Origin of the sequence: Solwaraspora sp. WMMD406 (assembly GCF_029626025.1) — a bacterium.
Classification (GTDB): domain Bacteria; phylum Actinomycetota; class Actinomycetes; order Mycobacteriales; family Micromonosporaceae; genus Micromonospora_E.
Genome location: NZ_JARUBF010000001.1, coordinates 6,813,275 through 6,826,819 on the forward strand (window position 1 = coordinate 6,813,275; position 13,545 = coordinate 6,826,819).

Sequence of the window (13,545 nt, forward strand, 5' to 3'; positions counted from 1 at the left end):
GGCCGGCTTCGGTTTCGTCAGCCACGGGCTACTCCTCCACCAACAGGTGCGTGATCGGGCGGCGGCGTAGCGACTGGATCGGCGGGATCGTCGCTACAGCGGCGGCGAGGACACCGACAGCGGCTACGAACGCGGCCACCGGCAGCAGCTGGACCAGGCCGGTGCCCGAGCCACCGGCGAGCAGCACCGCGAGTCCGAGTCCGACGATGGCTCCGGGAACGGCCCCGATCAGGCCGAGCACCACGCCCTCGGTGAGGACCAGTCGGGAAATCGCGCCGTGGGTCCAGCCGGTCGCTTGCAGCGCGGCGAACTCCGACGCGCGCTCCCGGACGTTGAGAAAGACCACGTCGGCGACGGCGACCGTCGCGAGGACCAGCATCGCCGCCACAGCGGCCAGATCGGAACCCCGCACCTGTACGGCCACCGCGTCACCGAGCAGGCTGCCGACCAGGACTCCCTGGAACGCCCAGGTGATGGCGACCAGCAGAGTCAGCGCCGTCACCGCGACTCCCAGCGCCGCGCCGCCCAACGCCGTACGCCCCGGGGTCCGCCAAAGGTTGACCACCGCGAGACCGGTGAGGCCGAGGAACAACCTGGCGCGGCGACCAGCGACGACCGGCGGCCGCACCGCCGCTATGGAATCGGCCCGCGAGGCCTGTATCGCCGGGATCAGACCGGCGGACAGGGACACCAGGATCGCCGCCGGCACAGCCGACACGGCCCGCGACCACGACACGTCGATGCCGAGCGAACCGGCGGTCAGCCACGCTCCGACGGCACCCAGGACACCGGCGGCCAGCCCGATCACCATCAGTTCACCCAGGACCACGGCGAACAACGACCGCCGCTGCCAACCCAGGCAGGCGAGCACGCCGAGTTCGGTACGCCGGGCTCGTACCGCCGCCGCCGAGGAGTTGCCGACGAACACCGCACAGACCGCCAGGACCAGCACGAACAGGATCAGCGACTTGCGCTCCACCGCCTCGCTGATCACGGTGCCGACGCCCTTCTTCGACCACCATTCCGTGAGTACGAGATCGGGCCGGCCGAAGTCACCGGCCGGTAGCGCCACGGTCCGCTCGGTCGGCGACGAGCCGACGGTGATGTCGACGTGCAGGCCGGTCGTCTCGGCGATGCGCTCCGCCGCGACCCGGACCCGCTCCCGGGACACGTCGTCGACGCCCGTCACGCCGGCGACCCGGACCCGGACGGCGGCCACCGGTCTCGTCCCCGACGACCGGTCGAAGGCCCCGTAGAAGGACTCGACCGCGTCCAGGGTCGTCAGCAACAGCGGCGGTTGCTGCACATAACCGGCCGGGTTGCCCGACGGCAGCAGCGGCTGTCCGCCCAACAGATCCTTGGACTGGTCGTCGGCTCCGGGCAATCCGGGCGACTGGTAGGCACCGAGCGGCACCTCGGACAGGGCAGAGAAGGTCTCGATCAGCTCCGGGTCGAATCGGCCGGACAGGGCGAGCTTCGGATGGGTCACGGCCCGACCGACGGCGAGGCGATGCAGGCGCAGGTCGCGGAAGCCCCGATCGTCGGCGGCGACCGGCGCGCTGGCGATACGGCCGCCGAACGCCCCCCGCCACACGTCGCCCGCGACCTGTTGATCTCGCGGGACGGTCGCACCGTCGGGCCCGGTGTCCCACTCGACTGGTCCGGCCGTCCAGTAGCCGTCCACCGCGTTACCGAACGCGTGCCCGAGGTCCCGGAGCAGGAAATCGCTCGCGTCCCGGCCGTCGACCCCGATGGACGTGACGCTGACACCGGGCGCGGCGGCGGCGAAGCTGTCCGGTGCGGCGATGCTCTCCTTAGCATCGACGAACTGTTCCGCGACATCGCGTGGCAGCCGCTCGACCTCGACGATCGCTTGCTGGTCGACGTAGCTGTCACTCGCCGCGATCACCGGGATCGTGCGCGCCGACACGTCGCCGCCGCCCGCGGCTGCCTCGGCCGACGTGGCCGGGAGGTAGTCCCCGGACACAATCGCCTCGTCCAAGCCGACCAACTCGGCTTCGGCCGCCGGATCCACAGCGGCCAAGACGTACGGGACACGCCAGTCGAGCAGGAACGCGCGATCGGCCGCGTACTCGCGGCTGTCCTCGGTCAGGGAGTAGCACTGCACGTTCTCGCTGAGCGAGGACTCGGTGGACTCCCCTGCCTGGATGCTGATCGACTTGCCGCAGATGTTGACGCGGTCGCCGGACGGGGTCACCTCGTCGAGGAAGCTTCCGGTGGGGTTGCGGTCGGAGACCTCGACGACGTCTCGATGCTCGACCGGGTTGGGAGTGAAGTAGGCGTACGCCGTGTCCGGTCCGATGGTGCTCAGGCCACGATCCGTCCGCCAGTTGACGGTGAGCCGGTACGCGGACCGTTGCCCGTCTGGCACGACGTCGGACAGGTCGACCGGGATCCGCAGCTGCGGAACGACCATGCCGACGAGAGCGATCGGTGCCGCCACTTCCACCCCGGAGATGTCCCGAATCGCGGAGACCTGTTCCAGGCTGATGCCGCCGGGTGCCTCAGTGAGGAAGTTGGGCCGAACGATCCCGGTCGTCGCTTCCTGCTCGGTGATCGAATCCGCCGGTCGGACCAGGATGTCGTACGCGGTGCGGGCGTTGGCCTGCACCGTTCCGATGACACTGAGGCGTGCCGTCTCAGCCGTCCCGGTCAGCACCGTGAAACTGGTGACCGCGACGAAGATCCCGACCAGCAGGGCGATCGACCGGGTCCACCGGCGGATGATCTGCGACCACACGATCCGCGTCATCGCTACGGAATCCCACCGGTCATCGGTTCACTGTAGTCACTCCCGGCCGGGTCAGGCAGCGGGGGTGACGGTGCCGGTGACGTCGCCGAAGCCGATCGTCGAGCCGTCGGGGCCGGGCGCGGTGGCGGTGATGGTGACCGTGTCGCCGTCTTCGAGGAAGGTGCGCTCGGAGCCGTCGTCCAGTTTGATCGGCTCGGTGCCGCCCCAGCTCAGCTCCAGGAACGAGCCGACCTGGTCACGCCGGACCCCGGAGACGGTGCCGGAAGCGTAGAGGTCGCCGGTGCGCAGCGACGCGCCGTTGACAGTGAGGTGCGCCAACTGCTGGGCCGGCGTCCAGTACATGCCGGCGAACGGCGGCTCGCTGACCCGGGTGCCGTTCCACTCGACGACGATCGCCAGGTCGAGACCGCGCCGGTCGTCCTCGCGCAGATAGTCCAGGACCGGCGGATCCTGCACGGGAGCCGGCACCCAGGCGTGGTCGAGGGCTTCCAGCGGCACGATCCACGGGCTGACCGAGGTGGCGAACGACTTGCCCAGGAACGGGCCGAGCGGCTGGTATTCCCAGGCCTGGATGTCACGGGCCGACCAGTCGTTCACCAGGGTCACCCCGAACACATGGTCGGCGAAGCGGCCGGTCGGCACCCGTTCGCCGAGCTCGGTCGGCACGCCGACGACGAACCCGACCTCGGCTTCGATGTCGAGCCGGCGTGACGGGCCGAAGACCGGGCCGTCGGAGCTGCGCCGCTGCCCGTACGGGCGGACGATCGGCGTACCGGAGACGACGACCGTGCCGGCCCGGCCGTGGTAGCCGATCGGCAGGTGCCGCCAGTTGGGGGTGAGCAGCGGCTGGCCGGGGCGGAAGATCTGCCCGACGTTGCTGGCGTGCTGCTCGGAGGAGTAAAAGTCGACGTAGTCGCCGACCGTGAACGGCAGCGCCAAATCCACCTCGGACAGTGGGATCAGCAGCGGTGCGATCCGGGCCTGGTGTTCGGGCTCGGTGAGCAGTTCGACGATCCGCCGCCGGGTGGTCGTCCACTGCGCCCGCCCCATCGCCAGAAAGGCGTCGAGCGTCGGCGCGCACAACGCGCCGCCGGCCAGGATCTCGTCGGCTTCCTCCGCGCCGCGCAGGTCGAGCACCAGATCCCCGACGCGTACGCCGAGCCGCTGCTCGCCCCCGCCACGGCGGAACGCACCGTACGGCAGGGTCTGCACCCCGTACGGTGAGCCGTCGGCCCCGGGCACCCAGCAGGTCGTCATGCGAAGCCTCCGTTGATCAGGCCCAGCCGGACCAGGTCGGTGAGCGGATCCGGGATGCTGCACGATCCGAAACCTACCCACAGCGGCCGGTCGGCGCTGCCACGGGTCCGGGCCGGTTCGATCAGCCGGGCGGCGTCGGTGGTGGCGAGCAGTTCGGCGACCTCGGCCACTTCGCCGCCTTCGGCGGCGGCGATGGTGCCGGCGAGCACGTTGAGGAAGCCATGGTGGGTGAAGCCGGTCTCCGGGTCGGTGTCGCGGATGGCGTGGTGCAGGCCGGCGGTCAGTTTGAACGGCAGGGCGCGGTCGCGGCAGGCGCAGATGACGGCGGCCAGCTCGACCGGGGTGGGAAACAGTTCGGCGGCCAGCCCGCCGGTGCGGAACTTGGCGGCGACGTCGACACCGCCGGCCCGCGCCTCGGCGAGGGCGTCCAGGGCGGCGAGCAGCCCCCAGGTGAGCGGCACCTCGGCGTACCCGCTGATCTTGGGCCAGCCGGCGAGGGCGGTGAGTAGCGCGCGCAGGCCGGGTTGCGGGTCTTCGCCGCGTTTGGCGACGGCGACCTCGACCTGGCGGACCCGGACGCGGCCGGGGTCGAGGGCGGCGACGGCGGCCGGTAGCGCGCCGATGCCGGTGTCGCCGATCAGCCCGATGTCGAGGCTTTCGTCCGGTGCGGTCAGGCCGCCGATCCGGTCGACGGCCGACGCCGGCAGCAGGAACGGGCCGACCAGGTCGGCGTACCAGGCGGCCCGGTGGTCGCGGTGCGCGACGACCGCGTCGGGCAGCTCGGCGCTGCCCGGCGGGAAGACGGCGGCGTCGTCGACGAGGCCGGCGAAGATCCTGGGTACGTGCATTGACACGCCTTTGAACCTAGTGGATTCTACGATTAACGGACAACAGCGTCCGACTATCGGACGCTTTCGCCCGGTCAGCGGGGAGATACGGAGGGTAATGATGCCCTATTACCGCAGCGTTGGCGAGATCCCCCGCAAGCGCCACACCCAGTTCCGGCAACCCGACGGCAGCCTGTACGCCGAGGAGCTGATGGGCCAGGAAGGCTTCTCGTCCGACTCGTCCCTGCTCTACCACCGGCACCTGCCGACCGCGATCGTCGCCGCCGAGCCCTACGACCCACCGGCGACCACCCGGCTGCCCAACCGCCCGCTGAAACCACGGCACCTGCGTACCCACAAGCTCGACAGCGGACACACCGACGCCGTCCTCGGCCGCCAACCGCTGCTCGCCAACGACGACGTCCGGATCTCGTACGTCGTCGCCGACCAGCCGTCCCCGCTCTACCGCAACGCCACCGGCGACGAGTGCCTGTACGTCGAATCCGGCGCGGCCCGGATCGAATCCAGCTTCGGCGTCCTCGGCGTCACCTCCGGCGACTACGTGATCATCCCGACCTCGGTGGTGCACCGGATCGTGCCGGTCGACGACGTACCGCTACGGCTGCTCACCGTCGAAGCAACCGGCCACATCGGACCGCCCAAGCGCTACCTCTCGGTACGCGGGCAGTTCCTGGAACACGCGCCGTACTGCGAACGCGACATCCGGGGACCGGGACAGCCACTACTGGTCGACGGCACCGACGTCGACGTCTACGTCCGGCACCGGCAGGGCTGGACCCGCCACGTGTACGCCCACCACCCGTTCGACGTGGTCGGCTGGGACGGCCACCTCTACCCGTGGGCGTTCAGCATCCACGACTTCGAGCCGATCACCGGCCGGTTGCACCAGCCGCCGCCGGTGCACCAGACCTTCGCCGGCCCCAACTTCGTCATCTGCTCGTTCGTGCCGCGCAAGGTCGACTACCACCCGCAGGCCATCCCGGTGCCGTACAACCACCACAACGTCGACTCCGACGAAATGCTGTTCTACACCGGCGGCAACTACGAGGCCCGGCGTGGCTCCGGCATCGAACAGGGTTCCATCTCGCTGCACCCGGCCGGCTTCACCCACGGCCCGCAACCCGGTGCCGTCGAACGCTCCCTCGGTGCCGAACACTTCGACGAACTGGCCGTCATGGTCGACACCTTCCGCCCCCTGGACCTCTGCGACGCCGCGCTGGCCTGCGAAGACAGCGGGTACGCCTGGACCTGGGCCGGCAACGCCGCCCACTGAGCGCGAATCCCGTCCGCCGCCCGCTGACCGGTCAGCCTAAGCCTGGTCCGGCGGCCGGGTGGTGACCTGGCGCAACACCAGGAACTGGGCCACCGCCGCCGCGCCGATCGCCGCCACCAGCAGCCACGGCGTCGCGATCGCCGCGTAACAGAACAACAGCAGCGGCGCGGCACCCGCCGCGTACACGCTGGTCGCCAGCCGGCGGTCCACCAGCTGTGGCAGCAGTTCGGTCAGCCGGCCCGGCACCCGCCGGGCCAGGACCATGATCAGAACGACCCCACCGAGAGCGCTGACCACCGCCCAGCCGCGCGAGGCGGCACTGCCGGCCAGGCAGGCCACCGTCAACGCCGCGATCATGCTGTAGCCGGCACTGATCAGCACCAGCCGCCGCAGCTCCTCCTCGACCGTCCGGGGCTCCTGCTGCCTCGGCGGGGGCGGCGGAGGTGGGGCCATCACCGTGGCCCGCTCGGCGAGCAGGGCCAGCTCCGCCGCGTACCGGCGACGCTCCAGGTGAATCACGCCGACGTCGAACTGCGCCTCACCGATCAGCGGGTCCAGCCGCAGCGCTTCCTCGTACGCCCGGTGTGCCAGGTCGAACAGCTCCAGCCGGGCCCCGACCAGGCCCAGCACCAGGTGCGCCTGGGCGTCCTGCGGGGCCAGCTCCACCCCGCGCCAGGCCGCGTTCAGCGCCGGCTGCCCGTTGCGGGAGCCGGCCAGGATCGCCGCACCGCTGCGCTGGGCGTACGCGTCGTCCGGGTACGTCGCCAGCAGGTCGGTGGCGAGTTGAGCGGCCTCGGCGTACCGCCGCAGATCGATCAGCGCCAGACCGCGTACCACCTGGACCGCGATCCGGTCCGCCGGCTGCAGCCCGGCGGCCGGCGGCGAACCCTCAGCCGGCGACGCGTCGGTCGCGGCGGCCTCCGCCGACCACGGGTTGACGCTCACCCCGGCGGTCGACGAGTCGATCGCGGCGAGGGCCTGCTCCGGACGGTCGGCGGCGAGATGCACCCGGGCCAGCATGATCCGGGCCGCGACGCCGTCCGGGTCGAGCGCCACCGCGAACCCGATCTCGGCGGCGGCTTCGTCGTAGCGGCCCAGATCGGCCAGCAGCCCGGCCCGCTGCAGGTAGCCGTCGGCGTCGGTGGGCGGCTCGGGGGACGTCTCGCTCGACACGGGTCGAGCCTATCCGGCCACCGCACGTGGATAGACCATGGCCACAGCGAGGCCGGCGAGCCCTTCGCCCCGACCGGTCAGGCCCAACCCGTCGGTGGTGGTGCCGGCCACGGTCACCGGGGCGCCGGCGGCCGCGCCGAGTACCCGCTGCGCTTCGGCCCGGCGTGGACCGATCTTCGGCCGTACGCCGATCACCTGGATCGAGACGTTGCCGATGACGAAGCCGGCCGCCACCACCCGGCGGGCCGCTTCCGCGAGCAGGTCGACCCCGGCCGCCCCGGCCCACCGTGGCTCGGCCACCCCGAAGTTGGATCCGAGGTCGCCGAGTCCGGCCGCCGAGAAGAGGGCGTCGCAGGCGGCGTGCGCCGCCACGTCACCGTCGGAGTGCCCGGCCAGCCCGGTCTCGTCGGGCCAGAGCAGCCCGGCGACCCAGCAGGGCCGGCCGGGAGCGAAGGCATGCACGTCGGTGCCGACACCGACCCGGGGGACGATCATGGAAGCGTGGCCCGCAGGACGATCACGCAAGGAGCGTACGGTGCGCCGGCTCGGTGGCGAGCAGGTGCTCGGCGATCACCAGATCGAACGGGCGGGTGATCTTCAGCGCCCGTTCCGAGCCGGGCACGCACCGCACCGGTACGCCGAGCCGCTCCACCAGACCGGCGTCGTCGGTGTGCGCGTCGGCCGCCTCCGCGTGCGCGGCCACCAACACGTCCCGGCGGAAACCCTGCGGGGTCTGCACCGCGCGCAGCGTCGACCGGTCGACGGTGGCGACGACGGTCTCGGCAGCGTCCACGGACGTGGTGGTATCGACGGACTTGATGGTGTCGACGGACTTGATGGTGTCGACGACCGGCAGCACCGGGATCACCGCCGGTGCCCCGGCGCGTACCGCCGCCGCCACCGAGTCGACGAGGGTGGGTGGGGTGAGCGCGCGGGCCGCGTCGTGCACCAGGACGATCTGAGGACCCGCCGGTACGGCGGCCAGCGCGGCGGCGACGGACTCCTGCCGGTGCGCCCCGCCAGGAACGACGATCAGCGTCGGTGGGTCGGCGGCATCGGCTGGCCCGCCGGGCGCGTTGCCGGCGGCGGCTCGTTCGGCGACGACCGGGGCGAGCAGCTCCCGCACCAGGTCGACCTCGGCCGCCGGGGCGGCGACCACGATCACCCCGACGGACTCGGCGGCGGCCAGTCGACGGACCGCGTGGACCAGCATCGGCGTACCGGCGAGCAGGCGCAGCGCCTTCGGCGTGCCCGGACCCAGCCGTACGCCGGCTCCCGCCGCCGGAACGAGGACCGCGACGTCACCGCGCGGCTGGAGATGCGCGGTCACGTCGCGGTCCTCGGCTTTTGTTGACAACAGGCGATCGGTGACGGGTGGAGAGGTGCCTACGCGTCGGTAAGCACCTTGTCGAGCAAGGTCTCCGCCTCGTCCTTGGTGCTCTTTTCCGCGAGCGCCACCTCGCCGACCAAGATGTCCCGGGCCTTGGCGAGCATGCGCTTCTCACCTGCGGACAGCCCCCGCTCCCGCTCCCGACGCCAGAGGTCACGAACGACCTCGGCGACCTTGAGCGGGTTTCCGGAAGCCAGCTTCTCGAGGTTGGCCTTGTAACGCCGCGACCAGTTGGTCGGCTCCTCGGTGTGCGGGGCGCGCAGGACGTCGAAGACCTTGCCCAGGCCTTCTTCGCCTACCACTTCACGCACGCCGACTATCTCGGCGTTCTCGGCGGGCACTCGCACCGTGAGGTCACCCTGCGCAACCCGCAGGACGAGGTACTGCTTTTCCTCGCCCTTGATGACCCGAGTCTCGATTGCCTCGATGAGTGCGGCCCCGTGGTGGGGGTAAACAACGGTCTCGCCGACACTGAAAACCATAGGTTCGAAGCCCCTTTCGCTGTGTCTAGGGTAACACGCTCAGGCACCGATGTCCCGCCGCAGTCTTTGCCGTAAGCGCAGGTCAGAGGGGCTGTGAAAGGTCTTGCTCGGGCTTGACAGGCCACCACCCGAGGAAAACCGACACACTGAGTAACTAGAAGATCAGCAGCTAGCTAACCAGTTGGGCATGCCGGACGAGGCGTGTTTCGGCACATCGAGCATATCCTCCGCACCGATCCACTGCCGGCACTGGCGCGAGAACCCCCGGTGCGAGACCCTGGTAACTGGACCCCGATCGACCTTGTGGGCGACCGGCTGGGGGTGCTGTGGCGACGACAAGCAACGGCGATGGGTGGTCGGACGGTGCCGGGGCGCCCGACGACCTACCGGAGATCCCACCGGAGTGGGGGCCGGTCATCGTCCCCGACGACCCCGCCGCGCTGGCCGCCGAGGCCGAACTGGTCCGCCGTGAGCTCCGCCGCACCCGACGCCGCGACACCTGGCACCGCCGGTTCGGCATCGATCCCCACGACACCGGCCGTGGCACGGCGCACCGCCGCCAGGACCGGGCCGCGCTCCGACTGCCGCTGATCATCATGCTGGTCGCCGTCCTCGCCGCGATGGTGAGCCTGTTCACCGTCGCCTGGTCCGACCGGCCCCGGCCGACCCCGACGGCCACCCCACCGGCGCCGGTCCGGCTCCCCAGCCGACCGCTGCCAGCCCTCGACCTGATCGATCAAACCGGCACCTCGGTACCGATCCGGTCCCTGCTGCCAGCAGTGATCATGCTGGTGGAGACCTGCGACTGCGTCGACCAGATCGCCGCCACCGCCGCCACCACCCCGGCCGGGGTCTCGGTCGTCGCGGTCACCAGCGGCGCGGCCAGCCCGGCCACCCTCCCCGCCCCGGTCGCCGACCCGGCAAACACCCACCTGCTCGCCGATCCGGCCGGCGAGCTGCGCGGCTTCGTCGACGTCGAGGCGGTCGACGACACCGCGACCGTATTGCTCGTCACCGACTCCGGCGACGTCGTACGGCTGGTCCCGCAGGCCCGCTCGATCGAGACGTACCGGACCGACCTGGCCCTGCTCGTCGGACCCTGACGGCCGCCCACGTCGGTCCGCCCACGTCGGTCCGACCGCGCCGGTCCGACCGCGCCGGCCCACCGCCGGCTACCCGCCGGTGGCCGACAACAGGCCGGCGTAGAGTGTCAGCCCGGGACCGAACGCCAACATCACGATCACCCGTGGCGCGGGCGTCGACCGCCGCAACCGATCCACGATCAGCAGGACCGTCGGCGACGAACAGTTGCCGTACTCGGCCAACGTCGCCCGGGAAGCGGCCATCGCCGCGTCGGCCAACCCCAACTCCCGCTGTACGACGTTGAGGATGCGCGGCCCACCCGGATGCACCGCCCAGCCGTCGACCTGCGCCACGCTCAGACCATGCCGGGCCAGCAACTCGTCGACCAACCGCCGGACGTGCACCGACAGCACCTGCGGCACCCGGGGCGACAGGCCCATCCGGAAGCCGAGATCGGTCACCTCCCAGGTCATGTGATCGGCCGTCGCGGTGTCCGTGACCGCGGCGATCTCCCGGACCAGGTATCCGTCGGCCGCCGGGACGTCGGCCGCCGGCACGAGTACGACGGCGGCCGCCGCGTCCGAGAACAGCGCGTGCGCCACGATCTGCTGAGTGTCCACCCGGCGGGCCGGCGGCTGGATGTGCAGGCTGGTCAGCTCGGCGCAGAGCAGCAGCGCCGGACGGTCGCGCGCGGTGACGAAATCCGCCGCCGCGCCCAGCCCCGGCAACGCGGCGTAGCAGCCCATGTGACCGACGAACAACCGCTGGGCGTCCGGCGCCATGCCGAGATCACGGGCCAACAGGATGTCCAGACCCGGCGTCGCGTAGCCGGTGCAGGAACAGACCACGAACAGGCCGATGTCCCGGGCCGGCACCCCGGCCTGAGTCAACGCCCGCCCGACCGCCTCCTTACCCAGCGGCAGCGCCTCCACCAGATACCGCCGCATCCGGCGTTCGGTGGGCCAGTCCGCGACGTCCTCCAGTAACGGACTGACCGCCGCCTGCCGAGTCCGTACCCCGGAATTGGCGAAGATCCGCTCCGCGAGCGCCTGGGTGCTTCCCGCGTAGCGGTCGGCGAAGAAGTCCCGCCACAACTCGTCCTGCCGGGCCGACGGCGGCAACGCCACCCCGAGACCCGCGATCCGCGCCCGGCCGACCCGGGATCCGCCCTGGTCCGGGCCTCCCACCGGGCGGCTGCCCACCGTGGGGCCTACCACCGGGGAGCCGATCCGTCCCGGTCCGGGTCGCCGCCCAGCGTGGCCACACCCAGCCAGTCGGCGCAGACGTCCGAGGTCGGCGGGTGCAGCGCACCGCAGCGCGCGTCCCGGTACAACCGCTCCAGCGGATGCCCCCGCCGGGTCGCCGACGTACCCGCCGCCTCCAGCATCGACGCGGCCACCTCGGCCGCCGTACCGCCCGCCACCAGCTTGGCCCGCCACACCCACTGGTTGGTCTCCGGATCACCCGGAGCCGCGTCGACCCGACGAGCCGCTTCCCGCACGGCCAGCAACGCCGACGCCGCTGCCGCGTCCGCCCGACCGATCCGCGCCCGCACCGCCGGCAACCCGGCCAACCCGCGCTCGTCGAGGTGGGTCACCGCCGCGTCCACCGCCGCCCGCGCCACCCCGGCGTAGACCGCCGCGTAGCTGGCCACCATCCAGTGCGGCATCAACTGGGCGACCACCAGGGCCAGCCCCTCCATCCCGCCCAGCAGGGCGTCCGGGGCGACCGTCACGTCCAGGTGCAGGTCGTGCGAGGAGGTCGCCCGCATGCCGAGCGAGTCCCAGGTCGGCTCGACCCGCAGACCCGGGCTGTCCGCCGGAACCAGGAACTGCGAAACGACCGCCGGATCCTCGGCGTGCCGCGCCGCGACCAGGTAGCCGTCGGCGTGCCCGGCACCGGAACAGAACGCCTTGGCCCCGGTGATCCGGTAACCACCGTCCACCGGCCGATAGACGGTCGCCAGCTTTGACAACCGGGAACCCGCACCCCGTTCGCTCATCGCCACCGCGTACCAGGCGCCGCGCGCCGCCGCCGCGAGCAACCGGTCCCGGGCGGCGAGCGCCTCGTCCGGCAGACCGAGCGACTCGGCCAGGTCCTCGTCGACCGCGCCGAGCGCACCGGTCACCGACGCGTGCATGTTGAACACCAGCGCGGTGGCCCCGCTGCCCCGGGCCAGCTCGTACGCCACCTGGGCGTAGTCGGCGAAGCCGGCACCGTGCCCACCCAGCCGGGACGGCACCATCAACCCGAACAACCCCGCCTGGCGAAGATCGGCGAAATCCGCCGCCGGGAAGGTGCCCGCCCGGTCGTGCTCACCCGCGCGGGCCGCCAGCCGGGGCACCAGCCGCCGGGCCGCCGCGAGTGCGTCCCTACCGTCCGTACCGCCCGCCGCCGGGCTCGCCACCGGTTCGACGTCACCCACCGACCCGATGTCTCCCACCGCCACCGCGTCCGACACCATCGCCGCCCCTTTCGTCGTCGCCTCCGAATGGCACACCGCCTCCGGGCCCCTACCCCGTCTTGATCCCCCTACCCTGATAGAGCACCGCGGTGGACCAGGTCGGCACGATCCGTCGCCGGACCTTCCAGAGTGCCTGGTCCGAGACGGATCGCGGCAGCGGCACGCGGGCGAGCATCCACCGCGCCAACGCCGACACGGTCGGACGCACACCACGCACCCGCAGCCGTACGCCATGCCGGGCGCACTCGGCGATCAGCCGGCGCGGCCGGACGAACAACGCCGGGTCGTGGATCCCGCGTGGTGCGACCGGCAGCCGCTCCCCCAGCTCGACGGCGATCAACCGGCTGACCAGGGTGGCGTTGAGAGTGTCCAGCACCAGTAGTCCCCCCGGGCGCAGCACCCGGCACGCCTCACCGACCGCACCGGCCAGATCCGGTACGTGCTCCAACAGTTCACCGGCGGAGACCACGTCGGCGATCCCGGTGGACAATGGCAACGCCATCGCGTCCGCCCGCACCGGACACACGTCGCGTTCCCCCGCCTGCCGCAACGCCGAGGCGGTGAGGTCCACTCCGACGTGCCGGTATCCCTTGCCCCGCAGGTGCGGCGCGAGCAACCCGGCACCGCATCCGACGTCGACCAGCACCGCGTCCGGACGCGACGCCGGAGGGATCAACCGCGCCCGCGCCTCGGCGATCCAGTGCAGCATCTCGAAGGCACCCCCCGGCCGCCACCACTGGTCGGCCAGGTCGTCGTACTGCCGTGGGTCGTTGGGCGGGCGACGCGCGGGATCGGACATCCA

12 protein-coding genes are annotated in these 13,545 nt (G+C 71.9%); 2 read left to right on the forward strand and 10 right to left on the reverse strand.

The genetic code is table 11. From position 1 onward, the window contains the following. Window positions 1-28 precede the first annotated feature (28 nt). The 3 genes from O7632_RS30615 to O7632_RS30625 are packed head-to-tail and all read right to left on the reverse strand — an operon-like array spanning window position 29 to window position 4,884. Window positions 29-2,773, reverse strand: a complete 2,745-nt coding sequence (locus tag O7632_RS30615) for an ABC transporter permease (RefSeq protein WP_278119383.1) — start codon at window positions 2,771-2,773, stop codon at window positions 29-31. Window positions 2,774-2,824: 51 nt separating this feature from the next. After that, window positions 2,825-4,030: a fumarylacetoacetase gene (gene fahA / locus O7632_RS30620; RefSeq protein ID WP_278119385.1), complete on the reverse strand. Its 1,206-nt coding sequence runs from the start codon at window positions 4,028-4,030 to the stop codon at window positions 2,825-2,827. After that, a complete protein-coding gene (locus tag O7632_RS30625) occupies window positions 4,027-4,884 on the reverse strand; it encodes a hypothetical protein (RefSeq protein ID WP_278119387.1) in 858 nt (285 codons plus the stop codon). Before O7632_RS30625 ends, fahA begins: the two co-directional genes overlap by 4 nt. Window positions 4,885-4,978: 94 nt before the next feature. On the opposite strand from O7632_RS30625, the gene O7632_RS30630 reads away from it, so the two are divergent. Further along, window positions 4,979-6,151 carry a homogentisate 1,2-dioxygenase domain-containing protein gene (locus O7632_RS30630; RefSeq protein WP_278119389.1) on the forward strand — a complete coding sequence of 391 codons (1,173 nt, stop codon included), beginning with the start codon at window positions 4,979-4,981 and terminating at the stop codon, window positions 6,149-6,151. A 36-nt stretch (window positions 6,152-6,187) separates the two neighbouring features. Here O7632_RS30630 and O7632_RS30635 read toward each other — a convergent pair whose 3' ends face one another. Genes O7632_RS30635 through O7632_RS30650 form a run of 4 tightly spaced genes read right to left on the reverse strand, consistent with a single transcriptional unit; the run spans window position 6,188 to window position 9,196 of the window. Beyond that, the gene (locus O7632_RS30635) at window positions 6,188-7,324 is read right to left on the reverse strand and encodes a tetratricopeptide repeat protein (protein ID WP_278119390.1); all 1,137 of its coding nucleotides are present in this window, start codon (window positions 7,322-7,324) and stop codon (window positions 6,188-6,190) included. A 9-nt stretch (window positions 7,325-7,333) separates the two neighbouring features. After that, window positions 7,334-7,819 carry a 2-C-methyl-D-erythritol 2,4-cyclodiphosphate synthase gene (gene ispF / locus O7632_RS30640; protein WP_278120532.1) on the reverse strand — a complete coding sequence of 162 codons (486 nt, stop codon included), beginning with the start codon at window positions 7,817-7,819 and terminating at the stop codon, window positions 7,334-7,336. A 22-nt stretch (window positions 7,820-7,841) separates the two neighbouring features. Next, window positions 7,842-8,654, reverse strand: coding sequence for a 2-C-methyl-D-erythritol 4-phosphate cytidylyltransferase (ispD, locus tag O7632_RS30645; RefSeq protein WP_278119391.1), 813 nt, complete (start codon window positions 8,652-8,654; stop codon window positions 7,842-7,844). A gap of 56 nt (window positions 8,655-8,710) precedes the next feature. Then, window positions 8,711-9,196, reverse strand: coding sequence for a CarD family transcriptional regulator (locus O7632_RS30650; RefSeq protein WP_123603804.1), 486 nt, complete (start codon window positions 9,194-9,196; stop codon window positions 8,711-8,713). A 326-nt stretch (window positions 9,197-9,522) separates the two neighbouring features. Here O7632_RS30650 and O7632_RS30655 point away from each other — a divergent pair, with 326 nt between their 5' ends. Then, window positions 9,523-10,299, forward strand: coding sequence for a hypothetical protein (locus O7632_RS30655; protein ID WP_278119395.1), 777 nt, complete (start codon window positions 9,523-9,525; stop codon window positions 10,297-10,299). Window positions 10,300-10,368: 69 nt separating this feature from the next. Here O7632_RS30655 and O7632_RS30660 read toward each other — a convergent pair whose 3' ends face one another. From O7632_RS30660 to O7632_RS30670, 3 genes are read right to left on the reverse strand one after another with little or no spacing between them, the layout of a single operon-like run. After that, window positions 10,369-11,466 (reverse strand): 3-oxoacyl-[acyl-carrier-protein] synthase III C-terminal domain-containing protein, encoded by a 1,098-nt coding sequence (locus O7632_RS30660; RefSeq protein WP_278119397.1) that lies wholly within the window; start codon window positions 11,464-11,466, stop codon window positions 10,369-10,371. 23 nt (window positions 11,467-11,489) lie between these two features. After that, entirely contained in the window at window positions 11,490-12,743 is a 1,254-nt protein-coding gene (locus tag O7632_RS30665; protein WP_278119399.1) for an acyl-CoA dehydrogenase family protein, read from the reverse strand. Window positions 12,744-12,792: 49 nt separating this feature from the next. Further along, the gene (locus tag O7632_RS30670) at window positions 12,793-13,542 is read right to left on the reverse strand and encodes a methyltransferase domain-containing protein (RefSeq protein ID WP_278119400.1); all 750 of its coding nucleotides are present in this window, start codon (window positions 13,540-13,542) and stop codon (window positions 12,793-12,795) included. Window positions 13,543-13,545: the final 3 nt, after the last annotated feature.

Bases quoted from the DNA above. Each gene is read 5' to 3' on its own strand.
- O7632_RS30615 (WP_278119383.1), bottom strand. From the start codon at position 2,773: ATGACGCGGATCGTGTGGTCGCAGATCATCCGCCGGTGGACCCGGTCG.
- fahA (WP_278119385.1), bottom strand. From the start codon at position 4,030: ATGACGACCTGCTGGGTGCCCGGGGCCGACGGCTCACCGTACGGGGTG.
- O7632_RS30630 (WP_278119389.1), top strand. From the start codon at position 4,979: ATGCCCTATTACCGCAGCGTTGGCGAGATCCCCCGCAAGCGCCACACC.
- ispF (WP_278120532.1), bottom strand. From the start codon at position 7,819: ATGATCGTCCCCCGGGTCGGTGTCGGCACCGACGTGCATGCCTTCGCT.
- O7632_RS30650 (WP_123603804.1), bottom strand. From the start codon at position 9,196: ATGGTTTTCAGTGTCGGCGAGACCGTTGTTTACCCCCACCACGGGGCC.
- O7632_RS30665 (WP_278119399.1), bottom strand. From the start codon at position 12,743: ATGGTGTCGGACGCGGTGGCGGTGGGAGACATCGGGTCGGTGGGTGAC.
- O7632_RS30670 (WP_278119400.1), bottom strand. From the start codon at position 13,542: ATGTCCGATCCCGCGCGTCGCCCGCCCAACGACCCACGGCAGTACGAC.